At 68.0% G+C, this 24,689-nt stretch carries 26 protein-coding genes; 15 read left to right on the top strand and 11 right to left on the bottom strand.

Annotated elements, in window-relative coordinates; all coding sequences use genetic code 11:
- Positions 1-26 precede the first annotated feature (26 nt).
- A complete protein-coding gene (locus G341_RS0117560) occupies positions 27-470 on the top strand; it encodes a hypothetical protein (RefSeq protein WP_155827029.1) in 444 nt (147 codons plus the stop codon).
- Positions 471-579: 109 nt separating this feature from the next.
- The gene (locus G341_RS23850; protein ID WP_018180477.1) at positions 580-723 is read left to right on the top strand and encodes a hypothetical protein; all 144 of its coding nucleotides are present in this window, start codon (positions 580-582) and stop codon (positions 721-723) included.
- A gap of 37 nt (positions 724-760) precedes the next feature.
- Here the strand turns inward: G341_RS23850 and G341_RS0117570 are convergent, their stop codons facing one another.
- Genes G341_RS0117570 through G341_RS0117585 form a run of 4 tightly spaced genes read right to left on the bottom strand, consistent with a single transcriptional unit; the run spans position 761 to position 7,705 of the window.
- Entirely contained in the window at positions 761-1,861 is a 1,101-nt protein-coding gene (locus tag G341_RS0117570; protein ID WP_245557044.1) for a winged helix DNA-binding domain-containing protein, read from the bottom strand.
- A 3-nt stretch (positions 1,862-1,864) separates the two neighbouring features.
- The gene (locus tag G341_RS0117575) at positions 1,865-5,296 is read right to left on the bottom strand and encodes an ATP-binding protein (RefSeq protein ID WP_018180479.1); all 3,432 of its coding nucleotides are present in this window, start codon (positions 5,294-5,296) and stop codon (positions 1,865-1,867) included.
- The gene (locus G341_RS0117580; protein ID WP_018180480.1) at positions 5,289-6,155 is read right to left on the bottom strand and encodes a DUF4194 domain-containing protein; all 867 of its coding nucleotides are present in this window, start codon (positions 6,153-6,155) and stop codon (positions 5,289-5,291) included. The genes G341_RS0117575 and G341_RS0117580 overlap by 8 nt, the downstream gene beginning before the upstream one ends.
- Positions 6,152-7,705 (bottom strand): DUF3375 family protein, encoded by a 1,554-nt coding sequence (locus G341_RS0117585; RefSeq protein ID WP_018180481.1) that lies wholly within the window; start codon positions 7,703-7,705, stop codon positions 6,152-6,154. Before G341_RS0117585 ends, G341_RS0117580 begins: the two co-directional genes overlap by 4 nt.
- 62 nt (positions 7,706-7,767) lie before the next feature.
- Between G341_RS0117585 and G341_RS23155 the strand changes: the two genes are divergently transcribed.
- A complete protein-coding gene (locus G341_RS23155) occupies positions 7,768-8,313 on the top strand; it encodes a methyltransferase family protein (protein WP_018180482.1) in 546 nt (181 codons plus the stop codon).
- Positions 8,314-8,335: 22 nt separating this feature from the next.
- Here the strand turns inward: G341_RS23155 and msrA are convergent, their stop codons facing one another.
- Positions 8,336-9,004, bottom strand: a complete 669-nt coding sequence (gene msrA / locus G341_RS0117595) for a peptide-methionine (S)-S-oxide reductase MsrA (protein ID WP_026303830.1) — start codon at positions 9,002-9,004, stop codon at positions 8,336-8,338.
- A 143-nt stretch (positions 9,005-9,147) separates the two neighbouring features.
- Between msrA and G341_RS0117600 the strand changes: the two genes are divergently transcribed.
- The 4 genes from G341_RS0117600 (at position 9,148) to G341_RS0117615 (ending at position 11,845) form a co-directional block, all read left to right on the top strand.
- Positions 9,148-9,357 carry a hypothetical protein gene (locus tag G341_RS0117600; RefSeq protein ID WP_018180484.1) on the top strand — a complete coding sequence of 70 codons (210 nt, stop codon included), beginning with the start codon at positions 9,148-9,150 and terminating at the stop codon, positions 9,355-9,357.
- Positions 9,358-9,503: 146 nt separating this feature from the next.
- Positions 9,504-10,124, top strand: coding sequence for a superoxide dismutase (locus G341_RS0117605; protein ID WP_018180485.1), 621 nt, complete (start codon positions 9,504-9,506; stop codon positions 10,122-10,124).
- 179 nt (positions 10,125-10,303) lie between these two features.
- Positions 10,304-11,038, top strand: a complete 735-nt coding sequence (locus G341_RS0117610) for a TMEM165/GDT1 family protein (RefSeq protein WP_018180486.1) — start codon at positions 10,304-10,306, stop codon at positions 11,036-11,038.
- 45 nt (positions 11,039-11,083) lie between these two features.
- Complete coding sequence (locus G341_RS0117615) at positions 11,084-11,845, top strand: SDR family NAD(P)-dependent oxidoreductase (protein ID WP_018180487.1); 762 nt, start codon at positions 11,084-11,086, stop codon at positions 11,843-11,845.
- Between the two features lie 253 nt (positions 11,846-12,098).
- On the opposite strand, the gene G341_RS0117620 is transcribed toward G341_RS0117615, so the two are convergent.
- Genes G341_RS0117620 through G341_RS0117630 form a run of 3 tightly spaced genes read right to left on the bottom strand, consistent with a single transcriptional unit; the run spans position 12,099 to position 14,257 of the window.
- The gene (locus G341_RS0117620) at positions 12,099-13,220 is read right to left on the bottom strand and encodes an MAB_1171c family putative transporter (RefSeq protein ID WP_018180488.1); all 1,122 of its coding nucleotides are present in this window, start codon (positions 13,218-13,220) and stop codon (positions 12,099-12,101) included.
- A 9-nt stretch (positions 13,221-13,229) separates the two neighbouring features.
- Positions 13,230-13,754 carry a hypothetical protein gene (locus G341_RS0117625; RefSeq protein ID WP_026303831.1) on the bottom strand — a complete coding sequence of 175 codons (525 nt, stop codon included), beginning with the start codon at positions 13,752-13,754 and terminating at the stop codon, positions 13,230-13,232.
- Positions 13,755-13,777: 23 nt separating this feature from the next.
- Positions 13,778-14,257, bottom strand: a complete 480-nt coding sequence (locus tag G341_RS0117630; RefSeq protein WP_051092860.1) for a helix-turn-helix domain-containing protein — start codon at positions 14,255-14,257, stop codon at positions 13,778-13,780.
- Between the two features lie 231 nt (positions 14,258-14,488).
- Between G341_RS0117630 and G341_RS23855 the strand changes: the two genes are divergently transcribed.
- Positions 14,489-15,490, top strand: a complete 1,002-nt coding sequence (locus G341_RS23855) for a hypothetical protein (protein ID WP_155827032.1) — start codon at positions 14,489-14,491, stop codon at positions 15,488-15,490.
- 5 nt (positions 15,491-15,495) lie between these two features.
- Here the strand turns inward: G341_RS23855 and G341_RS0117640 are convergent, their stop codons facing one another.
- A complete protein-coding gene (locus tag G341_RS0117640; protein WP_018180491.1) occupies positions 15,496-17,214 on the bottom strand; it encodes a TM0106 family RecB-like putative nuclease in 1,719 nt (572 codons plus the stop codon).
- Between the two features lie 126 nt (positions 17,215-17,340).
- Here G341_RS0117640 and G341_RS0117645 point away from each other — a divergent pair, with 126 nt between their 5' ends.
- The 6 genes from G341_RS0117645 (at position 17,341) to G341_RS0117670 (ending at position 21,296) form a co-directional block, all read left to right on the top strand.
- Positions 17,341-18,123 carry a DUF6474 family protein gene (locus G341_RS0117645; protein WP_245557045.1) on the top strand — a complete coding sequence of 261 codons (783 nt, stop codon included), beginning with the start codon at positions 17,341-17,343 and terminating at the stop codon, positions 18,121-18,123.
- Between the two features lie 13 nt (positions 18,124-18,136).
- A complete protein-coding gene (locus tag G341_RS22430) occupies positions 18,137-18,649 on the top strand; it encodes a hypothetical protein (protein WP_018180493.1) in 513 nt (170 codons plus the stop codon).
- Positions 18,650-18,747: 98 nt separating this feature from the next.
- A complete protein-coding gene (locus G341_RS0117655) occupies positions 18,748-19,452 on the top strand; it encodes a YcnI family copper-binding membrane protein (RefSeq protein WP_018180494.1) in 705 nt (234 codons plus the stop codon).
- Positions 19,449-19,970 carry a copper resistance CopC family protein gene (locus tag G341_RS0117660; RefSeq protein WP_018180495.1) on the top strand — a complete coding sequence of 174 codons (522 nt, stop codon included), beginning with the start codon at positions 19,449-19,451 and terminating at the stop codon, positions 19,968-19,970. The genes G341_RS0117655 and G341_RS0117660 overlap by 4 nt, the downstream gene beginning before the upstream one ends.
- Before the next feature lie 4 nt (positions 19,971-19,974).
- Positions 19,975-20,928: a CopD family protein gene (locus tag G341_RS0117665; RefSeq protein WP_018180496.1), complete on the top strand. Its 954-nt coding sequence runs from the start codon at positions 19,975-19,977 to the stop codon at positions 20,926-20,928.
- A 122-nt stretch (positions 20,929-21,050) separates the two neighbouring features.
- Complete coding sequence (locus tag G341_RS0117670; protein WP_018180497.1) at positions 21,051-21,296, top strand: hypothetical protein; 246 nt, start codon at positions 21,051-21,053, stop codon at positions 21,294-21,296.
- Between the two features lie 4 nt (positions 21,297-21,300).
- Here G341_RS0117670 and G341_RS0117675 read toward each other — a convergent pair whose 3' ends face one another.
- Both G341_RS0117675 and G341_RS0117680 read right to left on the bottom strand, forming a co-directional pair.
- On the bottom strand, positions 21,301-22,863 hold the full coding sequence (locus tag G341_RS0117675; RefSeq protein ID WP_018180498.1) for a succinic semialdehyde dehydrogenase: 1,563 nt from the start codon (positions 22,861-22,863) through the stop codon (positions 21,301-21,303).
- A gap of 126 nt (positions 22,864-22,989) precedes the next feature.
- Entirely contained in the window at positions 22,990-23,580 is a 591-nt protein-coding gene (locus G341_RS0117680) for a cysteine hydrolase family protein (protein WP_018180499.1), read from the bottom strand.
- A 111-nt stretch (positions 23,581-23,691) separates the two neighbouring features.
- Here G341_RS0117680 and G341_RS0117685 point away from each other — a divergent pair, with 111 nt between their 5' ends.
- Entirely contained in the window at positions 23,692-24,678 is a 987-nt protein-coding gene (locus G341_RS0117685; RefSeq protein ID WP_018180500.1) for a GlxA family transcriptional regulator, read from the top strand.
- Positions 24,679-24,689 lie beyond the last annotated feature (11 nt).

Consider the following 24,689-nt stretch of genomic DNA (forward strand, 5'->3'; position numbering starts at 1 on the left):
GACAAGCGCTCTACGAGGAGGTCTCTATGTCCGAACATGCTGACGACACCACTACGCCCGCTGCCGCGGCACCTGCCCCGACAGTGAACAGCTCGGAACCGGATTGGGTACTCCAGACCCTTATCCGACTGGCCAACAACGCCGGAATCGAGTTCGGCATCACCCTGCACCTGTCCGGGATGGTTGTCGCCGGAACAGTGGTGTCCGGCAAGGCGTTCTTCGAATCGATCCGCGACGACATCCCCCAGAACGACGCGACGGCAGTTGCGTTCGCGACAGCGTTCGATGACTGGTCGGGTATGTACCCGACCAGCAACGACGCCGCGGACCCCGTCTATATCCACTTGCGGGACGCCCGGGTGTGGTCGCCGGCCGGCGAGGCACAGCTACCGGGTACCTACTGGCGTGGCCGCGTATCCGAAATCTCCGGCTGGACTTATGGAGCACTGATCTCGCCGGCGAACGATTAAGGGCGGCAACCCTTTACGTATGCCTGCCCGGTTGTCTGGGCCACGGTCATTCTCAGGTCGCGCGGTCAGGCGCGGCCACCGCGCCATCCCACTCGCCGATCTCCGCCCAATGACCGATCCCGCAGCCTTCGATCGCCTCGATCAGGACTCGCCGCGCGAACTCGTCGGTCCGTTCGGCACCGGTTCCCCGACGCCGAACTGCGGCGAGCGCGTCGCGGTAGCTGACGCCGTGCTGCCGGGCGTGGCGCCATGACGACTCGGGTGGCTATGCGACCAGCGCTGCCGCAAGCCTATCCGGCCGACAGCAGGCCGACAAGACGTTCGATCTCGCCGTCGACCGCCTTCTTGTTCGCGACCGATGACGGCAGCAGATAGTCGGTCTCGACGGTCAGCGAGCCCTTGTCCCGCTGCGGCTTCCAGGAGCCGACGACGCGCCCGTCCACCAGCAGGAACCCGGGAGACAACCCGTTCGGGGTCTGCAGCGCCCGGTAGACCTCGTCATCCATCACCCGGTCCCGATCCGCCTGCGCCACAACGAGATTGTCGAACGGCGCCAGCAGCCGGGGTGGCGCCGGTTCGTCGCCGTCGGCCAGGCTCAGCCCCTCCAGGTCATAGAGCGTCACGCCGTCCGGGCTCTCATAGGTCTGCAGCTCCCAGTCGTCGACCATCGCGTCGAGAGTCGGGCGCAGCCCGGTCAGTCCACACCAGGTCTGGACCCCGGCCGCACTCGCCGGCCCAAAACCCCTGAGATATAGGCGGATCAGCTCCTGCACCGCCTCGGTGCCGGTAATCGCCGGCTCGACCGAACCGGCCCAGTCGTCGAGCAGCGCATACTGCACGCCGCCGCTGCGGCCCCACAGACCCCGCGGCGGCGTCTGCACCAGCAGCAGCCCGCAGCGAGCGACGGCGACCAGGCCCTCCCTCGACTCGTCGGGCCAGCGTTCGCTCAGCGCGGCGCCCAGCTCTTTCACCGACAGTTCCGCGCCCGAAAGCAGCTGCCGCGCGTGCTCGACGATCTCCTCTGGCTGCGCCGTCACCAGCTTGCGCACATGATTGCTGCGCACACTCCGATCGAGGACCGGCTGCACGGCCGGCCGAATCCAGCGCGAGTCCTCGGCATCCATCAGGAACACGGTGCCGCGCAGGCTCGCCATCCGCACCACCTCGCGCCCGGCGAGCAGCTCATCGACCTCGGCCGGGTCATAGTCGACGATCCGCGCGGCCAGCGCGTAGTGCGGCGCCTGTGGATCCTGGGCCTGCAGGCCGACGGATCGGTCGACTACTTCGATGGCGTCCTCGTCGGCCCGCGCCAGCAGATGCTGCCGCTGCAGCAGCGTCCGATTCCACTGCTGCATCGAGATGCGCTGCGCCCCAGCGATTCCTTCCGCCACGAATCAGCCTCGCTGTGCCTCGGCCAGTTCGCCGAACGTCGCGGCCCGCGCGTCCGAGCGCGCACCGCCCTTGTCGGTCTTCTTGTCCACCAGGATCACCTGGCCGATGAACGGCTCAACAATGCCGACCATGCGGATCGGCGCCGCGATGATCAGCTGGAATCCGAACTGCTCGAAGGCCTGCAGCGACTGCGAGCTGAACGTCTCGTCCGACTTGCTGAACGCCTCGTCGAGCATCAGCGGGGCGAACCGCGGCCGGTGGTCGAGTTCGTCGTGATGGACGCGGTTACCTTGCGAATCAACCGAATCCACCCCGTGGCTGAGCGAGAAGCTCAGCGCCGCGGCCAGACAGAACGCGACCAGCTTCTCCTGCTCGCCACCGGAGTTCGTCGCGGTGTTGCGGTAGGTGTGCACCGGCGCCGCGTCGAGGCCGGCGCCGCGGGCCAGCTCCTTGCCGTAGAAGGTGTAGCTGTTGCGGACGTCGAGCACGTTGTCGCTCCAGCGCCGGTTGTCGGCGTCGGTTCCGGTGAAGCGCGCCACCAGATCCCGGATGCGATAGAACTGGCGGGCCAGCACCGCCGAGTCGCCGGACTTGGCGGCCGGCGCATCCCGGATCATCGCGTCGACGATCTTGCCGAACTGCGCCGACTCGTCGGTCGGATTGTGCACCGCGGCGATCTGCAGATAGGTGCCCTCGTTGAAGTCGACCCGCTCCAGGCCGACGTTCACATCCGAGATGCCCTGGGAGATACGCCGGTTGGTATCGGAGATCTCTTTGTACAGATTCGATACCGAATGGCTGATATCCGTGGTGATGAGTCGCCGGAATCGGCCCTCGGTGGACGCGAGCCCGTGTTCGACCAGATTCTGATGCAGCGTCACGAAATCCGGCGCCGCGTCGACCGTCGCCGATAGGTCGGTGCCCGCCTCCGGCCACTCCCGCAGGAATGCGTCCGCGGCCCGCAGGATGCGGCTCTCGGCGGCGTCGCGTTCGGTATTCGCCTTGCCCTGAATGCTTTCCAGCGCACCACGGAGGTCTGCGCGGACCTCTCCGTAGGTGTCGAGCGTCAGCACCTTGCCGGAGTCGGTCAGTACCTGCGTGAGGATCCCTCCCAGATAATCCCGGTCATCGTCGTCGAGCTTCGCGCCGTCCGCCTTCACCTGCTCGAACTCGGCGAACCAGCGGTCCCAGTCGGAGCCGATGTGCTTGAGCTGATCGTTCAACGCGCCGACCCGGGCGACGGCCTCCCGCCAGTCGGTGCGCGCCAGCTCCACCTGCTCCTCGAGATCGGCCAGATCGACCCGGCCCTCGCGGACCAGTCCGATCCGGCGGTTCAGCTCCTCGGCATCTCGCCGCGACGACCAGTGGTTGAGCTCGGCCCAGGACGTGTACCCGGCCAGCGCCTCGGCCGCCTTGACGCGTTCGCGATTGTCATCCAACAACTCTCGGACGTCGGCGCTGCGCTGGCGACACTCTTCATAGCTGCGCCGCAGCGCCGCCTGCGACGCCTCCAGCGCCTCCCGCTTGCCGTCGGTGTTGGAGCCCAGGATCCAGTGCGTGCGGTCGGACACCGAGCGCCGATCGTCCTTGCGGTAGCGGTCCCGGCCCGACTTGACCAGGCCCGCGGGCGTCACCGCGACCTCATGGTCGTTCAGTTGCAGCGGCGAATCGACGCACACATGATCGGCGGTGCGCGCCACGACACCCGAAAGCCACCGTCCAGCCGGATGTTCCAGATCGACCGCGACCTTTTCCGCGAGCGTGCCCGCCACCGGGGACTCCACCGACGCCGTCGGCGAATAGATCCGGTACTCCAGCACGCCACCGAGATTCGTCTTGTTCACGAACTCCGCCACCGTGTCACGCCGATCGGCCGGCACCAGCACCGACATGCCGAGTCCGCGCAGTATGCGTTCAGCCGCGCCCGCCCACACCGACGCCTCCGACTCCCGCACATCGATGAGCTCGGCGGCGAACGGCAACTCCGCCAACGGGATTCCGGTGGCATTGGCGATGACGTCGCGCTGCATCAGCGACTCCCGCGGCAGCAGCGAGCGGCGCGCATCGAGGGTCTTCAGCTCCTCGACCACCGCCTCATAGCTCCGGCGCGCATCGGACTCCGCGGTGAAGGCCAGATGCGCCTTGCCGCCCATCTCCTTGGCCGCCTTGTCGGCCGCCCGGCCCAATTCCGGTGCCCGCAAGCGCAATGCGGAGAATTCGTCCTGCGTCTCGGGTGTCTGCTCGCCGAGACGATGCACCAGCGCGGCATAGCGCTCGTACGCCCGGTTCCGCGCGGTCATCTGCTGCTCGAACGACTTCTGCTCCGATTCGAGCGCGGTCAGCTCGCCCTTCTCGGTGATCAGCTGATCACGCAGCGACGAATGCCGTTCTTCCCGCTCGTCCGCGAGGTTCTCCCAGTTAGCGACCTCATTGTCCAGACGCAGTCGATCCGCATCGATCTCGTCGAGGCGGTTCTGCAGCAGGGTCAGCCGATGCTCGCGCATGAACGCCCGCATCGGCGCACCGAGCAGCGCGCCGGCCCGGGTCGTCGACTGCTCGGCGCCGCAGAACGCCTCCCACGCCTCGGGGATCGGGCGCAGCAGCTTCTCCTGCGAATGCGCCCGCGCCGCAGCTTGATACGCCTCGTCGAGCTGGGTGAAGTTCTCGACCAGCCGCTGGGCCTTGCCGAAGGTCTCCGGCCGGTCGAGCATGTAGGTGCGGATGAAGAGATTGAGCTCGCCGACGTTCTTCATCGCCTTGGCCTTGCCCATCAGCGACAGGGCGGCCGACGACGACCCGATCCCGACCCGCCGGCGCAAGGCCTCCGAGTACGCCGTCTGCACATCGAAGCAGTCGACGTCCGGATGAGTCGTGCGATAGCGGCGGATGTCGAAACCGCTTTCCGCCCAACCATTCAGCTCGAGCAGATCGAATTCGCCGGTATGCAACTGGTACCACGAGCGCAGCGAGCTGCCGTCGGTGCCGGCCGCCGGGAACCACTTGATCGCCACCGCAGTGGTGACGCTGCCGGCGCCGTTGTCGTAGGTGGCCGCGATCGCCGACCAGGTCGCACCGTCGCCGCGCAGGTACTGCACCTGGGACTGCTGGTACTGGTCGTCGTTCTCGGCCCACGCGCCGCGCACGTAGTCAGCCATCGATCGCGCGGCCTTCTTCGCGCCCTTGGCCGTCAGGTCCGCCGACGCGTTGAACACCTGGTCATACGTCGGCAGCAGCACCACCGAATGGCCGTCCATCATCGACGACTTGCCCGAACCCGACGGCCCGGTCAGCATGACGCCGCGCTCGTCGATCGCATAGTCCTTGTATCCGTGGAACGTTCCCCAGTTGACCAGCTGCAACCGGGTCAGCCGGTACTGGCCGATGTTGATCGTGCGGTGCTTGTCTGCGCGCTGCGCGCGGAGGGATTCACTCATGGGCCGTCGCTTCCACTGGCACGTCGACATCCTCCGCGGCCGCGGCGGCCTCCGGCGCGGCGGTCTCGTCCAGGTCGATCATGGTGACTTCCGGGTCCACGTAATCACCCGAAAGCTTCTGATAGGCAGCCGTATACGAGTCGACCTGCTCCGGCGTCAGCAGCGCCGCGATGACGCCGTACACCTGGAAGCGGTCGGTACCCGGAATCAGCCGGATGATCTTGCGGCCCTCGAGCTGATTGATCGCCGCCTCGATCCGCTTGATGAACCCGGCCTCGTCGGTGTCACTGACCGGCTTGTAGGTCAACATGTGATCGATCATCTCGGATCGCTCGACGACGGCCGAATCATCCACCGACGTCAGGTATTTCTGCCGCAGGAACAGCGCCAGCACCGACGCCGCGAGCGTCAATGTGGCCGAGCGCAACACATTCCGTTGCCGCGGATCGTTCTCGCTGACCTGCCGGGTGAAGGCGAACCGGTGTTCGTGATTGATCTCCAGTCGCAGATTCAGCTCCGACAGCCGCGACCGGATGATCTCCTCGTGCACCTCGATGGTGCGCCAGTTGCGCGACTTGGCGCTCACGTGCGCCGCGGCGATCAGCTCCTGCAGCGCGTAGCAGACCGGCGCCGGCAGCTGCCCGGAGTCGCCGTCGAAACGCGGCTGCAGCTCGGCGTCGCCGGCAATCTCGCCGGCCGGGGGTGCCTGGTCGAAGCTGAAGTGCGACAGGTCGACCGGCGGCGCGGTCACGGCGTCGTCACCGAAGAGCTCGGCACCCTCGACGTCCGCGCTCGCGTCCACCGCCGTCGCCGACTCGCCGCGCCCGGCGGCCTCGGCCGCGTCGTTGACCTCGGTCATCGGACCTCCTCCAGATCGTCGAACAGGTGCACGGCGGTCCGGCCGGCGCTGGCGGTCGGACCCGGAATCGGCTCGGTGAACCGGCAATCGGGCAGCATCACCTGACGAACGCCGCGGCTGGTGGTCGCCCATACGGCGACCTTCGGCGAATCCTCCAAGACCACACCATATTTCGCCGCCAGCGACCAGACGCCGATGATGTCGCCGGCGCGGGGGCTGTCGATCTCCGCCAATGCCGCGGCCAGGTCGACCGCACCCGAGCCGATGGCGCGGTTGACCGCATCGGTGAGGCGCTGCCAGTCGATGGATTCGACGCCGACCAGGTCGGCGGGGTCGATCGCGAACTCTCCGGCGGTGTCCTCCACGGCCTCGGGCAGTTCCACGATGCCGTCGTGAAACGACAGCGCCCCAACCGAACCCGACGACGCGGCGGTCATCGGCACCGGAATGCGCATGTCGGTACCCGCCGGCGCATGTTCGAAGGCGGCCACCGCCGCCTTCTGCGCATCGGCGATCTGCGCGCGCAGCGCCCGGTAGTTCAGGACGTCGCCGTCCTTCACGAAGGTGTTGATGCGGCGGTACACCTGCCCGCGCACCTCGTCGACCAGTTGCACCTCGTGCCACATCCGGTCGATGAATCCGGTCAGCGTGTCCGCCAGGTCGTCGGGGAGATCGGCTATGCCGGAGACGATCTGCGCGATATGCCCCTCGAGCTGAGTGCGCAGCCGATGGTCGGCGATCAGCGTGTAGAAGCCGTCGAACGACCGCCCCTCCGGCGATTCCGCGAGCGCATCGTGCCCGTCGAACATCCGATTGAGGGCCTCGGCGTAGCCGCCGTCACTGCCGTCCAGCCCCTGGGTCAGCAGCATCCGGGTGTTCTCCCGCATCTTCTCGCCGTAGCCGATGATATCGGCCGGCATGCGCTCGGCCAGCGAGGTGACCATGCGCAGGTCGTCGAGGACCTCGCGGGTGTCGACCGTCGGCAGCGCGCCCGCGGCCAGCTGCTCCCGGCGCCGATTCAGCTCGGCGATCTTCTCGTCGATATCCCGCAGGTGCTCGGCCACGTCCGGGCTGATCGCGACCGCGATATTGGAGAGCCGGTCGAGCATCATCGACACCACGGTCTCGGTGGCCACGGTGCGGTCCTGGCGGACCGACTGCACCTGCGCGATCGCGCGCGTCGCCCCGCGTGTCAGCTGATAACGCTCAACCTGAGCCTCATGGTCGGCGTCGCCGCCGACATGTCCGGGCGCCATCGTGCGGGCACAGAAACCTTCTTTGACCCAGCGGTCCAACAGCTCGGTGGGCGTCGGCACCTCCCAGCCGCGGGTGGTCCAATGCTCGGCCAGTGCGCGCAGATCCTGTTCCAGCCCCGCGGCCAGATGATCGCCCGCGACCTGGCCATCTCCCAGCCGAGCGGCCATCATGGCCAGGTAGACAACCGCGTGACGCGACCTCAGCAGCCGCAGGGTGACGTCGCCGTCGGCGTTGTCCGAGAACGCCCGATACAGCTGCGCCGCGGAGTTACGCGGGAGCGATCTCGGACTCATCGAACTCCTGTGGCGGTCGGGCGGTCGGACCCGACGATCATAGTGGCGAGGAGGTCCACGACATGCGATCCATCTGGCTCGCGTTGGCCATCATCTGGATCGTGTTCTGGGCCGGCTGGCTCGGCGTGGTGTTCACCGCGAAGCGCGGTCGGCGCGGCGGTTCGGGACTCGCCATGCGGGCCGGGGTCCTCATCGTCGGCTTCGTGCTCGTTCGGCTGCTGCATGGCCGTGTGCACGACGCCGACAACGTGCTGCAGGGCGCCGTCGGCCTCGCGCTGGTGGTGTGCGGGCTGGCGTTCGCGGTATGGGCCCGGGTGTACCTGGGCCGAAACTGGGGCCCACCGATGAGCGTGAAGCTCCGTGACCACGAACTTGTGACCACGGGCCCATATCGATTGGTGCGCAACCCGATCTACTCCGGGATCTGCTTGGCACTGGTGGGCACGGCGATCGCGGTGAACCTCATTCTCCTCGTCATCGCGGTGGGCCTCGGCTGCTACTTCGTCTACAGCGGAAAGGTCGAGGAGCGGATCATGGTGCGCGAACACCCGGACACGTATCCGGCCTACCGGGACCGCACCAAGATGCTCATCCCATTCATCTTGTGAGCGAACATAATTCGCGAAACCATCAGCCGGCCGCGGCCGCCGGGTAGCGGAGTCCGGTCGACGCGTGGCAGCGATACCCGTTCGGATTCTTCGCCAGGTACTGCTGGTGATAGTCCTCGGCGTAATAGAACGGCCGACCGCCCAACTCGTCGATCTCGGTGGTGATGTCGCCATACTTCTCGGCGGACAGCACCGCGGCGAATCGCTCGGCCGATGCCTTGGCGGCGGCCAGATCGTCAGGGTCGGTCACGAAGATCGCCGACCGGTACTGGGTCCCGACGTCGTTGCCCTGTCGCATCCCCTGTGTCGGATCGTGGTTCTCCCAGAACACCTTGAGCACCTGGTCGAAGGTGATCTGCTCCGGGTCGAACACCACCAGCACCGATTCGGTGTGACCCGTCTTGGCCGTACAAACCTCTTCATAGGTCGGATTCGGCGTGTAGCCCCCGACGTACCCGACCGCGGTCGTGTAGACCCCGGGCAGCTGCCAGTAGATCTCCTCGACGCCCCAGAAGCAGCCGCCGGCGAGCACCACCGAGTGCAGCCCGTCCGGGAACGGCGGTTTGATCGGATTGCCGTTCACGAAATGTCTATTCGGCACGGCAAGCGGAGTGCTGCGTCCCGGCAGCGCATCGGCGGGTGCGATCATTGACGTCTTCGATCCGGAAACCAGCTGGTCAAACCATGACATGGGGCCATGCTACGCCCGATTCGGCGGCTGGGATCGGGCCCAGATCAACCGACTGTGAGCTAGCGCATATGATGTGCACCACAGCCAGGGTGACGCGTGTCACTCACGGCGAGCACGATGTGCCAGACGACCGAGGAGGCGCAATGGCAACGAGCCGACAGGCGGCGCGCCGCACGGCAGCTCCGAACAACACGGCGTCGACCGACGCCGACGAGTACATCCGCGTTGGATTCAGCACGACCGATATTCCGGTGTCCGTTCCCGCGGCCGAGCCGAGTACCCGCAGCGTCCCGCTGTGCGCCGTATCGGTTGTGGTCCTGCTGGTCGTGCTCGCTCTCATCGTCTTCAGCTGACGCTCGGGCCGCTCCCGCAGACCTCAACCGAGGTTGATGCCGGTTTGTCTGACCCCGTTGCAGAACGCGATTGCGCAGTGCAAGGGTGGAACCGTACGCGCATCATGTACCCCGAATAACCACTAGCAATAAGCGAGAGGAACACCGTGGCTGAATACACGCTGCCCGATCTTGATTACGACTACTCCGCGCTGGAGCCGCACATCTCCGGTCGAATCATGGAGCTGCACCACGACAAGCACCACGCCACCTACGTGAAGGGCGCCAACACCGCGCTGGAGAACTTCGCCGCCGCGCGTGAGGACGGCAGCATCGCCGGCAAGGTGTACCAGCTCTCGGCGAACCTCGCGTTCCACCTGGGCGGCCACACCAACCACTCGATCTTCTGGAAGAACCTGTCGCCCAACGGTGGCGACAAGCCGACCGGTGACCTCGCCGCAGCGATCGACGACCAGTTCGGCAGCTTCGACAAGTTCCAGGCACACTTCACCGCGGCTGCCACCACCCTGCAGGGCAGTGGCTGGGCCATCCTGGGCTACGACACCATCGGCGGCAACCTGGTCATCCAGCAGCTGACCGACCAGTCGGGCAACACCTCCGTCGGCCTCGTGCCGATCGTCATGCTGGACATGTGGGAGCACGCCTTCTACCTCGACTACCAGAACGTGAAGCCGGACTACGTCAAGGCCTGGTGGAACGTCGTCAACTGGGCCGATGCGCAGGAGCGCTTCGCCAAGGCTTTGTCGAACACGATCATCGCCGGCTGACGTCAGCCACGCGCGAACCTCAAGCGGCGGTCACCCCGAGCGGGTGGCCGCCGCTTTTTCGACGCCTCCTGCAGCTATCGATTTCGGTAGCCCCAACTCTCAAAATAGGGCCTCCTACCTGCGCAAATAGGGTTCGCTATCAGTTGCAAGCAGCCGGTGCGGGCGCTTACCGTTGACGCATGCTCACCGCCCTCCTCGTCAGCTTCGGCGTCATCTTCGTCGCCGAACTCGGGGACAAATCGCAGTTGATGGCGATGACCTATGCCCTGAAGTTCCGCTGGTGGGTGGTGCTCGCCGGCATCACCATCGCCACCACGCTCGTCCATCTGGTGTCGGTGGTGGTCGGCCACTTCATGGGTCTGTCGATTCCTGGCGACATCATGGCGATCGTCGGCGGCCTCGCCATGCTGATCTTCGCGCTGTGGACACTGCGCGGCGATCGGCTGGACGACGATGAATCCGGCCACGCCGACCGGGTCTCGAAATCCGTTCTGTTGGCAGTCATCTCGTCGTTCTTCCTGGCCGAGCTCGGCGACAAGACGATGCTCGCGACCATCACGCTGGCCGCCGATCACGACTGGGCCGGGGTGTGGATCGGATCCACGGTCGGCATGGTCGCCGCCGATGCCCTGGCGATCGTCGTCGGCGCCACCCTCGGCAAGCATCTGCCGGAGCGGGCGATCGCACTCGGAGCCGCCGCCCTGTTCGCGATCTTCGCGGCGTGGCTCCTGGCCGAAGGGCTGGCGGGGGCGAGTGCCCCGCTCATCGCGGTCACCGTCACCGCGCTCGTGGCGATCCTCGCGGTCGGCACCTGGGTCATTCGCCGCGATCGCCGCCGGGCCGTCGATACCCTCGCCGATCCGGCGACCGACCTGAAGACCAACGACCCCGACAAGCTGACTCCCGCGCCGTAGTCCGGTCGATACGGACGCCGAATCCCGGCGGCTAGGATCACCGCCATGCAGATTTCAGGTTCAGCAGTCCTCGTCACCGGTGCGGCCTCCGGCCTCGGTGCCGCCACCGCCGCTCGTTTCGCCGCCGCCGGCGCCACCGTCTTCGGCCTCGATCTCCAGCCGAGCATCGACAAGGCCGGCGCCACCCCCGGCGTGACGCTCATCGCCGCGGATGTGTCCAGCGAGCACGAGGTGACCGGGGCGCTCAAGACGATCGCGGATTCCGGTGTGCCGCTGCGGGTTGCGGTCAACTGCGCCGGTGTCGGCTGGGCGTCACGCATCCTCACCAAGGAGGGCCCGCACGACCTGGAGCTGTTCACCAAGATCATCACCATCAACCTCATCGGCACGTTCAACGTGATGCGGTTGGCCGCCAACCTGATGCAGAGCCAGGAGGCCGTCGACAGCGACGGCCAGCGCGGCGTCATCATCAACACCGCATCGGTCGCCGCGTTCGAGGGCCAGATCGGCCAGATCGCCTACTCCGCATCCAAGGGCGGCGTGCACGCGATGACGATCAGCGCCGCGCGTGATCTCGCCCGGATCGGCGTGCGCGTCAACACGATCGCGCCCGGAATCATCAAGACCCCGATGATGGCCGGCATCACCGAGGAGTTCCAGAAGACCCTCGAGGCGTCGGTCCCGTTCCCGGCCCGCCTCGGCGAGCCGGACGACTACGCGCAGCTGGCCGAATTCATCGTCGGCCACGACTACATCAACGGCGAGACGATCCGCATGGACGGCGCCATCCGCATGGCCCCCCGCTAGCTCGCGCCAGCTGAACGACCGGCTGCGTTATGACCAAGGCCCGCAAGGAAAGACGCCTTAGCAGGCCTTAGTCAACCTTGCCGGATCGCCCAGCTGATCACGAGCTTGTCGGCGCCGGATGGACGATCGGCTGCGTTTTCGGTCGGCCCGCATAGGACCGCACTATCGCGTGCCTCCCTCAGCCTTGCCGATCGCCCATCTGATCACCGACTAACCACCGGACACCAGACACCAGACGAACCCGTCGGCCCGATCAGCGGTCGACGGGTTCGGTCTTCTTCTGGACCAACGCCTTCGACAGCCGCAGCAATGGGGCGGCATCGCCGTCGATCCCCTCGCCGTCGCCGGGCAACACCTCGTGCACCGCGCCTTCGGTCTTGCCGTGCTCGCGGTAGTAGTTCAGCGCATAACGCAGCCAGTCGACCTGGTCGTCCGGCTCATGATGCTCGAAATCGGCGGGGAGACGGGGGCTCAGCTGGACGAGGGCATCGCGGACCTCGACCACCCGGCGCTGGTAGCGCAGCGTGACCGAGCCACCGACGCTGTCGTCGCCGTCGCGGCCGGGCAGCACGACGGCGGGGATCGTCTCGGTCACCGTGCGCCACAACGGATCCAGCGTTCGCAGGTCCCGACGATGCCGCCGATCGCCGGCCATCTTGAGCCACCGTGCGCGGGCCATCGGGTAGATGACACCGGCGAAGAACATGACCAGGCCGGCGCCGGTGAGATAGGTCGCGACCGTCAACAGCGTCGGGACCGTGGCGGTACTGGTTCCCGACAACAGCACGAACACCGTCTGCACCAGCGAACCCGACCCGATCAGCAGGAGGCCCAGGGCCATCGCGGCGAGCGTGTGGCGCAGGTAGCCATCTGCCACCTGCACATAGCGGTAGAGCGACAGGACGCATTGCGCGAGGCCGTACACCAGGTAGCAGCCGCCGATGATGAAGAACAGCGCGAAGCCGACGTTCTGCACCGACCATTCGGAGATGCTCACGGTGCGTATCTGCCTGGGCGTCAACTGCATTGCGATGTTGAGGCCGACCACCGCGATCACCAGCGGCGCCGCCTCCATGCCGGCTCGTCGTTGCCGACTCGATTCGGCCGAACCGAAGAACAACACCACGATCAGCGCGGCGACACCGATCGCGAGCAGCGTATAGAACAGCGCCCGATCAGCGCCGTTGAACACGTGCCGATCGATCGAATGCTTGACCTTCGATCCCTGGATAACGAATGCCAGGGTGATCGCCGTGATCGACACGGTCATCGCGATGGGCTGGAGCCCACCACTTTCACGGCGCAGGCGATCGATTCGCCAGCACAGGGCCACGGCGAACAGGACGAGAGCGATCGCGTTGATCAATCCGATCATCAGCGCAACCTACAACCAGCCGTCATGGCCGCCCAACACTCGTTGCAGACCGCGCAGCCCCTGGTGGCTGGCCGAGGTGCCGACACCCTGCTCGGCTCGCGAAGACCATTCGCCGATGAGTGACGCGAGCATCTCCGCCTCCCATTCACGTTCGTCTGCGTAGCAGGTTCGTTGCATCGCGGCAGCAGCATCCTCGTCACCGACGGCGCCGGCCGCGGCTGCCGTGAGCGCAGCCATGCCGCCCTCGCCGATCATCTGATGACCGGCGATCAAATGGCCGAACTCGTGAATGACGATCTGATCGCGATGCAGTTTAGTGGTGTTGGCCTGATAGAAGAAATAGTCCGCATCCTCGGCGACCAGCCAGACGCCGTTGGGCATACCCGCCGGCAACGGATGCGCGATGAGCTTGATCGGTCGACCGCGCTGCTCGCCGAACCGCTGGCAGAGCTGTTCGGCGTCCAGCGGAAGGTCCAGGTCCAACGACCCGAGAACCTTACGAGTGAGGCTGCGGAGTGCGCGCTCTGAACGAATGACGCAAACCCCCTGCTGACGGACTAGTCGGCCGTTCCGCCGGCCGCCAGGTCCGGCGGATCAGCCGGAAGACCTTGCTGTACCCGCAACACCTTAATCAATTCGTTCACGACGGTGACCGAATCACTGGACAAACCGGCCAACCGGAACGCCGCGAGCTGCACGTTCGTGTCCGCCTGCAGCCGCATCATGTCGATCTCGTCGCGCGTCCGCTGGGCAGCGCGATCCTCGAGGAAGTAGTGGACGTCGACACCGAAGGCGGCGGAAATGCCCTCGACGGTGCGGAACGACGGCGACTTCGCCTTCCCGGAGCGCAACTGGCTCAGATACGACTCGCCCAGCCGGAAGCCCAACTCAGTGGACCGCTGCGCGATAGCCTTCGCACTGTATGCGCGGCCGTTCGGCCCCGGAACGGTGCGGAACAGCTCTTCGAGCCGGCGCGCAAACAGCCCGGGCTCGATCTGTGTAGGTCCGTCACTCGGCATGTCACCACTCGCCGTCATAAGCTCCAACTCTCTTCAGCACAGTGCCGCCCCGACTGGCGACTTACATCCGCCGATATACGACAGATTCGATCAAGTACACCCGCATCTATTCACTACTTCGCACACTGTTTGCTATATGATACGGGTGACCTTTGTCGTAATCAAGGCACAACAACTAACAGACCGTCTCACATAGACTGCACAGCAGGTTCCCACAACTGCGGTACTCCCGCGCGCCCAACTCCGGGTTTGGCGGATACCACCAGCACCGACAACAAGGACGACATGCAACTCCGACCGCGTAAGCAAGTTGCATCGCATCGCGCCGCGGCACGGCGTCGCAATCTTTTATACGCGTTCCTGCCCATTTTGTTGATCACCTTCGCGGCCGCGTCGATCGGCTTTTCTGCGGCATCCGCCTCGCCGGTGGACGGTGGAACCGGCAGCGCCGGGGCCGGCAGCGTTGGTAGCGGCAGCGCCGGAACCGGGAGCGCCGGAACCGGGAGCGCGGGAAGCGGCAGCGCCGCGGCCGGTTCCGGGAGCCTCGGGGCTGGAGCCGGAAGTGTCGGGGCTGGAGCCGGAAGTCTCGGGGCCGGAGCCGGGAGCCTGGGCGCCGGAGCCGGAAGTCTCGGCGCGGGCGTCGGCAGTCTCGGCGCAGGAGCCACCGGAAGCCTCGGTGCGGGCGCGGGAAGCCTGGGTGCCGGAAGTCTCGGCGCGGGAAGTCTGGGCGCGGGAAGTCTGGGTGCCGGAAGCCTCGGCGCCGGAAGTCTCGGCGCGGGAAGTCTCGGCGCGGCCGGCATCGGTGTGCTGCCCTTCCTCCTGCCCGGTCTGCTGCCCCCACCCGCGGCGCCCAATCCGGGCAATCCCGGGCCGGCCGCGCCGGCCGCCCCGGCAGCCCCGAACGCACCCGCCGCACCGAACGGTGGCGGCGGCACCGGCGCGGCACTGCCGGGCGGCGGACACTCCGCGCCGGCGCCACGTCCTGCGCCCGCGCCGCCGAACGCGAATCCGGCGCGCCCGCCGGCGCCGGTGACCGCCCAGCAGCACGCACCCGCATCGCAGCCGCAGGCGCTGCAGATCGCGCCGAGTACCGACCACACCTGCCTGTTCGGAGTCTCCGACAACGGGAGTTGCTCCGGCGCCGAGGCGCTGCGCGGGCTCGCACCTGCGGGCCTGCTGATCCTCGGGGCCCTGGCCCTCCTGGGCAGCGGCGCATTCGTCGAGGCATTGCGCGGCGCGGTCGGACGCTGAGCGGCCTAGAGGTCCTCGAAGTACGGAATCTGCTGCACCGCAGCTGAATCCATCCATTCGCGCAGGACCTTGGTGGCCTGCACGTCGTCTTCGTTGTACTCGAGCAGCCGCGTGCGCTGCGCGAGGTCCGGCTCCGCGGCGATGCCTGCATCGTCGGCCATGCCCACGGCGAGCTGATACCAGTCCATCGAGGCCTCGCCCCCGGCCTCGTCGTCGCGCCAGGCGAAGCCCGCGGCCGGAGCGATGCGCTTGAGGCCCTTGCCATGCGGGCAGATGAACGACAGGCCGACGTATTCGAAGACGTCCACCCACTGGTCGGAGGCGATGAATCGCTCGACCTCGGCGAGCGGCGGTATCCCCGGCCGCCCGACGAACCGTTTCGCCGAGCCCAGCAGCCAGCGGTTCTCCGCCTGCTGCGAATAGCAGTACGCGGCAAAGGTCTTGCCCGATTCGGCCGCCAGCTGTCGCTCGGTCATCAGCCAGCCCCAGAACTCGGCGAACGACCGCGCCTCGTCGTCGGTGGGCAGCGGATCCCAGGTGACGAACGGCCGATAGCCGTCCGCCGCCGAGCCGGCCGTCGTGTCGGTCCGGAGGGTGCCCCACAGATAGGCGCCGTCCTCGCCGAAACTCTCCATGTCGACATCGATCTCGATGTCTGCGCGCGGGATCGATACCGTCCGCACCCGACGCACCAGCGGCACCTTCGCCAGCCAGGCGCGGGCCATGATCACCGTGTCGTCGAGATCGGCCTGCGGCCCCTGCCCGCCGCGGGTCGGCCACCGCTCCGGTGGCGGACCCCCGTAGGCGGCCAGGTCATCGATGGTCCCGATCCCGATGCCGCGCAGCGCCTCCGCGCGATCGCCCGACACCACCACGCTGACGTCATGCCGCGCCTCCAACTCCGGACCGCACAGCTCCCACCAGCGACAGCTGCGGCATTCGGACACCCGGCTCGGGGTGGTCAGCGCGGCGCCGGCGGCGACCTGCTGCGCCCGAGCGAAGCGCTCGTCGTAGTCGGCGAGCACCGACGGCGAGTCCGGCTGGGCACGACCGGGCGCGCTGAGATCGATCACCACCATGCAGTCGGCGTCCAGGCCGATCACCGCGCCCAGCACCGGCTCGTCCGCCTCGGCGTCCCGATCTACCGCGGCCACCCCGAGGTCCTGCAGCATCCGGGTCAGATGCGCCAGGCGCAGCTGGTCGCGCCGCGAGTTCCGCAGCTTGCGGGTCGGGTCGAGAGCGGGCGCCCAGGCATCGATGGGGCTGGTGACCGGCAGCTGCTCGTCGACGGCCTGCTGCGCCGGGTCGACGACCGGGCCGCGGGGGGTGCTGATCCGATGGTTGACGACGATGATCGGCAGATATCCCGAACCTGACGCCATCAACAGCTCGCTGCGGCCGGACCGGCCACCGCCGGCGTCGTTCGGCAGGACCGCGTTCCAGATCCATGCGGTGCCCGACTCGATCGCCGCCATCGTCTCCTTGGCGGCATCAGCGGCCGGACCGTCGGCGATCGTCGCCCAACCTGCCGGCTCGAACGTCGCCCGCAGCGTCTCGCGGACCCGCGCCCGATGCATGGCCGCGGCCTCCTTGCGCCGCCGGACGCTCGGCGGATCGGGCACCGGCGCGGGCGGACCGCTCTGGCCCGGCGCGACGCCATGGTCGAGCGCGAGGCGATGCTCGCAACCCGACAGGTCACGGGCGGCCAGAACAGTGGCACTCACGGGCGCAGTCTCCCCTTCCGTCCGCAGCTGGGCGGCGACGCTGGACCTTGCGACACCTGAGGCCGCTACGGACACGCTATGCAATGCTTGTACCGCATCACAGTGACAACACGTGACCGGATTGACTTGGCCGGATTGCGACGGCCGAGCAACGCGGGCCGGATCGATCCGGCTGCGGCACCGATGGCATCGATGGAGGTTCGGCAGATGGGGCTGTTCAAGAGCCGCGCGCAGAAGAAGGTCGAGGCCGAGCAGAAGAAGGCCCACGCCCAGGCGATGATCGCGAAGGCAGAACTGGCCGCCCGGCTCGACGCACAGGCGGCGAAGAAGCAGTTCCGCAAGTCGCGGCGGCAGGAGCGCGCGCTGGCCAACAAGGCCCGCAAAGCCCAGGACAAGTCGGAGAAGCGCGCCGCCAAGGTGGCCGCCGAGACCAACAAGGCCAACCTGCAGATCGCACAGCTCAACGCCCAGGCCGCCGCCGACGGCACCCTGCTGAACACCAAGCGCGTCAAGCGCTACCTGTCGGTGGCCAAGGTGGTGTCGCCGGTCCTGGTTCCCGTCGCCTACCGCGCCGCCACCGCCGCTCGCGAGCAGCTCGACAACTTCCAGGCCAATCGCTCCGGTCTGGCGGCGGCCGACGTCGCGCGCTACGACGGATACGGCGCCCGATTGTCCGCGCGGATCGACCGCACCGAAACCTCGCTGACCACGCTCACCGAGACCAATCCCGACGCCGAAACCGCCGCGTTCGCCGACGCGATGCGCGGTCGCCTGACCAACCTGCGCGAAGCCGTCCAGAGCTCCGAGACGATGCCGGCCCCGCGCCGACGCGCCGCCCATCAGGCGATCGGCCGCGAGCTGGCGGCGATCGACGCCGATCTCCTCGCGCGCCGCGGGGTGCGCGCCTGACCCTGCCCGTTCCATGAACCGTTCTCTGCGCGCTCATCGCGATGTCGCCGCCGGTGCCGTCGCGCTGACGACGCCGACGCTCGCCGTCGCCGCCCACGCGCTGTCGAGCGGCATGGCACCGGGCTCGGCCGGGATCGTGCTCGTCGCCGGCAGCGGCCTCGCGGCCGGGCTGATCGCCCGTGGCCTGCGCTCGCTCCCCGCGATGGCACTGCTGCTCACCGCCGCCGCGCTCGTCAACCACCTGCTGCTGACGGTGGCGTCGTCGAGCCAGATGCCCATGTCGCATGACTCCGACGCCTCGATGCTGATACTGCACGCGCTGGCGATCCCGTTGTGCGCGTTGCTGATCGTCGCCGCCGACCGCCTCTACGACATCGTCACCGCCGTGCTGGTGGCACTCGGCCGGCGCCGCCTGCCGCGACCCGCCGGCGTGCATCCGGTGCGGATCGTCTCCGCGCTTCCTCCGCTTGCCGGGCGAGACCTGGTCGGCAGCAACGGTTTACGCGGTCCACCGCTTCCGCAGTAGTGAGACATCACCAACCCGGCCGCGTCGGCCGCCGGGCCAGCCTGCGCGCGACCGATCGGCCCACGCGCTGGTATCACCTACTGCAGAAAAGAAATACCTTGAACAACACCGTCATTCGTCGTGCCCGTACCGTCGGCGTCGTCTCCGTCGCCGCGGCCGCCGTGGGCACCAGCTGCCTGTTCGGTTCCGGAGCCGCCAGCGCTCACGTGACCGCCACGGCCAACGGTCTCAAGCAGGGCGGCTACGGCGTGATCACGCTGAACGTCCCCAACGAGTCCGACACCAACGCCGCGACCACCGAGCTCACCGTCACCATCCCGCATCTCAAATCCGCTATGCCGCAGGCCAAGCCGGGGTGGAACGTCACCGTCCAGAAGGACCCGCAGAGCGACGAGGTCGTCCAGATCGTCTGGACGGCCGCGCCCGGCACCCCGGGAATCCCGCCCGCCCAGTTCGATCAGTTCCAGCTCGCGGGCGGACCGCTGCCGTCGAGCCCGGAGATGTCGCTGCCGTCAGCGCAGAAGTACTCCGACGGCACCGTCGTCGACTGGAACCAGCCGACACCCGCGAACGGGGACGAGCCCGAGCACCCGGCTCCGACGGTGAAGCTCGCGCCCAAGTCCGCCGGCGGGAACGACCACGGCGACTCCAGCGACGAGGCGACCGGATCCAACGACCACGCCGACAGCCAGGACGACACTGCGCGGTGGCTGGGCGGTGCCGGCATCGTGATCGGCGCGCTCGGACTGGGCGCCGCGGCCGGCAGCCTGCTGACCCGGAAGAAGGGTGGCGACAAGTCATGATCCGCCGCGTCCTGATCGCCGCGGCCGGTCTGCTGGTGCTGCTGGTCGGCGGCACCGGGCTGGCCGGACCGGCGTCGGCGCATTCGCGCCTGATCGGCTCCGACCCGGCGAACAACGCGTCGTTGACCGCCGGCCCGCAACGGATCACGCTCACCTTCAATGAGGCGATCCAGTCCGACTACGCGGTGCTCAATGTCGTCGGGCCCGATGAGAAGCACTATTGGCAGCAGGGCGATCCGGACGTCAGCGGCGACCACCTGTCGGTGGCGGTGCGCCCGCTCGGGCCGACCGGGAAGTACACCATCAACTGGCGCGTCACCTCGGCCGACGGACATCCGGTCCAGGGTCAGCTGTCGTTCACGCTGACCCAGGCCGGGACCGGAACGCCGGGACCGGAGGTGTCGTCGGGCAAGTCGGGCTCGTCCGGCGTCCCGTGGTGGCCGTTCGCGATCGTCGCCGTACTGGTGTTCGGCGGCGGTCTCGCGGGCACCGTCCTGATCGGCCGGAAGCGCAAGTAGGGCGATGACCGCGGGTTCCGCCGATCCGGTTGCACGCGTACGCATCTGGCGCGTCCTGATCGGGTCGGCGGTACCCGCCGCACTGCTCGGCGTCGGGCTGGGCTGGGCACTCGCCCACCCGGCCGGCCCGCAGGCCTCCGCGGTGACCGGCGGGGCTGCGGTCGCGTTCGGGATCGCGGTCTTCGGCCTGGCATGGCTGCCGGCGACGACCGGTGCATCGGCGGCCGCCATCGCCCGGCCCGTCGCGATCGGCGCCATGCTGTGGGCCATCGCAGCGTTCCTCACCTCCTGGATCGAGGTGGCCGAGCGCGCCGACCGATCGTTGACGGCCGTCAGCACCACAGATTTCTTCACCGTCAGCGGCAACGGCCTGCCGTCGCTGGTCGCCACCGGATGCGCCGTCCTGGCCGCGCTCTGGGCGTGGAGCCAGCTGCTCGGCGGTGCCCGCTCGATCCAGATCGGGCCCGAACTCGCCGGCGCCGTCACCGCGGTCGGGGTCTGCGTCGGACCGGTCACCGGACATCTCGGCCAGCACGATTTCGGGTCGGTGGCCGTCGCCGTGCACACGCTCGCCGCGGCATGGTGGTGCGGTTCGCTCGCCGCCATCGCGCTCGTCGCCCGCGGCCGCCGCGACTGGGCCCGTCTGCTGCCCGTCTTCTCTCGGCGCGCCCCCTGGGCGGTCGGCGCCCTGACCGTGTCCGGAATCATCGTGGCGGTAATGCAATTGGACTCGGTCGGCGCGATCGTCGACACGGGGTACGGCCGGGTGATGGTCGCCAAACTGGTCGGCCTCATCGCGCTGCTCGGCCTCGCGTGGCGCCACCGCAGCCGCTGGGTGCCGCGGGCCGCCGACCACCGGGCGACCGAGGCCGAGTCGCTCCGGCACGCCGTCCTCGAGACGCTGCTGATGGCCGTCGTGCTGGGGCTCGCGGCGGCCCTGGCGACCACGGCCGCCTAGCCCCACCCATCCCGCGCTGGGAATGCCGCGAATTCTGCAACTCCGACAGCGGCACGACGCATGACGCGGCGCCGAAGGGGCATCATGGATATGTACCCGGGCCGACGACGACGGAGGATCACATGACTGCCAGCAAGCCCGTCGGTCCGCCGGATCCGACGCCGCTGGTCGGTGCCAGCATCTCGGCCGACGACGACACCGATGACACCCCGGACCAGCCGCATTTCACCCAGCTGCGCCGCGTCGAGCCGACAGCGCTGTCCGATCGCGACCCGATCAATCCGGTACCGCTCGAGGCGATCGCCGGCGTCGTGCTGCTGGTGGTCGCGTGGCTGCTGATCCGGCGCCGGCGACACCGCCGCGCCTGAACTCCTACCGTCCCGGGAACACCCGCACGAGCCGCACCACGTACGGCACCAGCCGCACGTAGAGGCGCCGGGGCAGGAACGGCAGCAACGGCGAGCCGGCCAGGCCGAGCCCGCGCTGTGCCGCGATCGTCTGCGATTCGGTGTACTTGAGCAGGCCCTCGCTGCCGTGCCGGCGGCCGACGCCGGAGATGCCCATGCCGCCCATCGGAGCCGCGGTCGAACCCCAGGCGGCGCCGTAGCCCTCGTTGATGTTCACCGTGCCCGACCGGACTTCCGCGGCGATGCGCCGCGCCTCCGCCGAGTTCTTGGCGAAAATGCTGGCGTTCAAACCGTATTCGGTGTCGTTGGCGCGGGCGATGGCCTCGGCGGCATCGGCGACCGGATAGATCGACACCAGCGGACCGAAGGTCTCGTTGGCGTAGCAGTCCATCTCCTCGCTGACATTCGACAGCACGGTCGGCTCGAAGAAGAAGGGGCCCAGGTCTTCTCGACGCTTGCCGCCGGCAAGGACGGTCGCGCCCTTGGCGACGGCGTCGTCGACATGCGCCTGCACGGTCTCGACCTGAGCGGCCGAGGCCAGCGAACCCATCTCCGGGGTGAAGTCATAGGTGTTGCCCAGCACCATGTTCTGCACCCGCTTGGCGAACTTTTCGGTGAACTCGGCGGCGACCGGCTGCTCCACGTAGATTCGCTCGATCGAGATGCAGAGCTGACCGGAGTTGGAGTACGCGCCGCGCGCCGCACCCTCGACCGCCTTGTCGATGTCGGCGGTCTTGGTGACGATCATCGGGTTCTTGCCGCCCAGCTCGGCCGAGAAGCCGATGAGCCGCTTGCCCGCCTTCTCGGCGAGCGATGCGCCGGTGGCCGACGACCCGGTGAACATCAGATAGTCGGCGTTGGCCAGAATCTCCTGGCCCACAACCGATCCCGGTCCGGGGACCACCGCGTAGAGATGCTTGGGCAACCCCGCCTGGTACAGCAGCTCGGCGGCGACCAGTGCCGAGTACGGCGTCTGGCTGTCCGGCTTGAGCACCACCGCGTTGCCCGCCATCAGCGCCGGCACGGCGTCCGAGACGGTCAGCGTGATCGGGTAGTTCCAGGGCGAGATGATGCCGACGACGCCCTTGGGCTGGTAGCGCACCCGGGTGTCGGTGGCGACCGGCATCATGCCGGGAACCCGCTTGGCCGACAACAGCTTCGGACCGGCCTTGGCGTAATGCCGCGCGGTCATCGCGACGTCCAGGACCTCTTCCTGGGCGTAGTGCCGGGCCTTGCCGGTCTCCGCCTGCACCACGTCGATCAACTCGTTGCGGTGGCGGTACACGAGATCGGCGAAGCGCAGCAGGATCGCGGCCCGCTCCTTGGGCCAGACGCGCGCCCACTCGCTCTGCGCCGCGCGGGCCCGCTCGAAGGCGACCTTCACGTCGTCGGCGGTGCCGACCGGGATCGTGGTCATCTCGGTTCCGGAGAACGCCTCCAGGACCGGGCGGCTCTCCCGGGCGGACGGATCGTCAATGGCGGCGAGGGCGCGCAGGCGGTCGAATACGGCGGCAGACGGCTTGGGCATCGATAACTCTCCGAGTCGCGGGTTGGGGCTTGAGCGCTTGTTGACGGCCTGTCTAAAAGCGGCTGTAGGCAGTCTAGCGATTGCTCGAAGCGGACTCACCGCGCCCGCGACCCCGTGCCGTCTGGGTCAGGTCAGGTCCGCCTGCCCCGCGACCACCACGCCGTACAGATCCGCGATCGTTGCGAGGGCGCCGGCATGCAGCTTCTCCGCCGATACGTCCCCGGCCGCGCTCGACAGCGCCCGGGTGGCACATGCGTCGGCCACCACGGTCGGGCGATTGCCGCGCAGGAACGCGCCCTCGGCGGTGAAGGTCACGCACATATGCGTCATGAAGCCGGCGATGATCACGTTCTCATGACCCGCCGCATCGACCCGATCGCCGAGGTCGGTGTTCACGAATCCGTTGGGTGCGGTCTTGACCACCACCGGCTCGCCGCCGGCCGGCGCCACATCCGGATGAATGGCCCCGATATCGGCGCGGATGTCATACGGCGTGCCGTCGCCGCCGTCGTTGACAACGTGGATGACCGACGCCCCGGCCGCGCGTGCCCGCCCCAGCAGCTCGGCGGCCGCAGTCAGCGCCGGCTTCCAGCCATCGAGCTCCATCACGCCCCGCGTATAGGTGTTCTGGTAGTCGACCAGGATGAGCGTCGCATCGGCGAGGAGCGCCGGGGACGGATCGAATCCGTTGAGTTCGCGCAGGGTCGTGCGGGTCATGAGTAGGCCTCTCGTCATCGGGTGATGTGCGCTTTCGACGCTATGATCGCCAGCGAATGTCCGCAATGACGCCTAACATGCAGATACCGACATTCATAAGAGGCGGCCCCCTTGTCCAATCCATCGCGACTGATCGTCGTCGCGCTGTTCGACCGCATCGACCTGCTCGACGTCACCGGGCCGCCCGAGGTATTTGCGCTGCTGCAGCGCGAGATGGACGAGCCGACCGGCTATCGCGTCGTGCTCGCCGCCGAATCGCTCGCGCCGGTCACCACATCGGCGGGGGTGCGGATACTGCCCGATGTCACGTTCGACGATGTCAGCCGAGCGCCGGTCGACACCCTGATCGTCCCGGGCGCGGTGACGGTGGGCGACGACCGCACGGTCACCGCGGTCTGCGACCCGAGCGTCGTCGAGCGCGTCCGACTGCTCGCCGAACGCGCCCGGCGGGTGGCCTCGGTCTGCGTCGGAGCGCACGTCCTCGCGGCGGCCGGATTGCTCGACGGCAAGCGCGCGACCACGCACTGGTCCACCGCACGGCAGCTGGCCTCCGACCATCCGCAGATCACGGTCGACGCCGATCCCATCTTCATCCGCGACGACCGCATCTGGACAGGCGCCGGCCTGACCGCCTGTCTCGACCTCTCGCTGGCGCTGGTCGCCGACGACTTCGGACCTGAGCTCGCCGCGCGCGTGGCCCGGCAACTCGTCATGTTCGTCAAACGGCCGGGCGGACAAAGCCAATTCAGCGTGTCCATCGAGCCGGCCTCGACGAGCCATCGCATCGATGATCTGCGGCTGTACATCGCGCAGCACCTGACCGACCCGCTCACGGTCGGCGAGCTCGCCGAACAAACCCACGTCACCGACCGCCAGATCACCCGGATCTTCAAGAACGAACTGGGGATGACGCCGGCCGCCTACGTCGAGCAGGCTCGGGTCGAGGCGGCGCGACAGCGACTGGAGGCCGGCGACGACACGCTGTCGCGTGTTGCCACGGCATGCGGCTTCGGCACGACCTCAACGCTCACCCGCGCCTTTCGACGCACGCTCGGCATCACCCCGACCGAGTATCGCGAGCGGTTCCGAGTCCGGTAGGGCCGCCATGT

Source organism: Jongsikchunia kroppenstedtii DSM 45133, assembly GCF_000380485.1.
Taxonomy (GTDB): domain Bacteria; phylum Actinomycetota; class Actinomycetes; order Mycobacteriales; family Mycobacteriaceae; genus Jongsikchunia; species Jongsikchunia kroppenstedtii.

Coding starts and splice junctions, on each gene's coding strand:
- G341_RS0117560 (WP_155827029.1), top strand. CDS start 27: ATGTCCGAACATGCTGACGACACCACTACGCCCGCTGCCGCGGCACCT.
- G341_RS23850 (WP_018180477.1), top strand. CDS start 580: ATGACCGATCCCGCAGCCTTCGATCGCCTCGATCAGGACTCGCCGCGC.
- G341_RS0117575 (WP_018180479.1), bottom strand. CDS start 5,296: ATGAGTGAATCCCTCCGCGCGCAGCGCGCAGACAAGCACCGCACGATC.
- G341_RS0117580 (WP_018180480.1), bottom strand. CDS start 6,155: ATGACCGAGGTCAACGACGCGGCCGAGGCCGCCGGGCGCGGCGAGTCG.
- G341_RS0117585 (WP_018180481.1), bottom strand. CDS start 7,705: ATGAGTCCGAGATCGCTCCCGCGTAACTCCGCGGCGCAGCTGTATCGG.
- G341_RS23155 (WP_018180482.1), top strand. CDS start 7,768: ATGCGATCCATCTGGCTCGCGTTGGCCATCATCTGGATCGTGTTCTGG.
- msrA (WP_026303830.1), bottom strand. CDS start 9,004: ATGTCATGGTTTGACCAGCTGGTTTCCGGATCGAAGACGTCAATGATC.
- G341_RS0117600 (WP_018180484.1), top strand. CDS start 9,148: ATGGCAACGAGCCGACAGGCGGCGCGCCGCACGGCAGCTCCGAACAAC.
- G341_RS0117610 (WP_018180486.1), top strand. CDS start 10,304: ATGCTCACCGCCCTCCTCGTCAGCTTCGGCGTCATCTTCGTCGCCGAA.
- G341_RS0117615 (WP_018180487.1), top strand. CDS start 11,084: ATGCAGATTTCAGGTTCAGCAGTCCTCGTCACCGGTGCGGCCTCCGGC.
- G341_RS0117620 (WP_018180488.1), bottom strand. CDS start 13,220: ATGATCGGATTGATCAACGCGATCGCTCTCGTCCTGTTCGCCGTGGCC.
- G341_RS0117630 (WP_051092860.1), bottom strand. CDS start 14,257: ATGACGGCGAGTGGTGACATGCCGAGTGACGGACCTACACAGATCGAG.
- G341_RS22430 (WP_018180493.1), top strand. CDS start 18,137: ATGAACCGTTCTCTGCGCGCTCATCGCGATGTCGCCGCCGGTGCCGTC.
- G341_RS0117660 (WP_018180495.1), top strand. CDS start 19,449: ATGATCCGCCGCGTCCTGATCGCCGCGGCCGGTCTGCTGGTGCTGCTG.
- G341_RS0117665 (WP_018180496.1), top strand. CDS start 19,975: ATGACCGCGGGTTCCGCCGATCCGGTTGCACGCGTACGCATCTGGCGC.
- G341_RS0117670 (WP_018180497.1), top strand. CDS start 21,051: ATGACTGCCAGCAAGCCCGTCGGTCCGCCGGATCCGACGCCGCTGGTC.
- G341_RS0117675 (WP_018180498.1), bottom strand. CDS start 22,863: ATGCCCAAGCCGTCTGCCGCCGTATTCGACCGCCTGCGCGCCCTCGCC.
- G341_RS0117680 (WP_018180499.1), bottom strand. CDS start 23,580: ATGACCCGCACGACCCTGCGCGAACTCAACGGATTCGATCCGTCCCCG.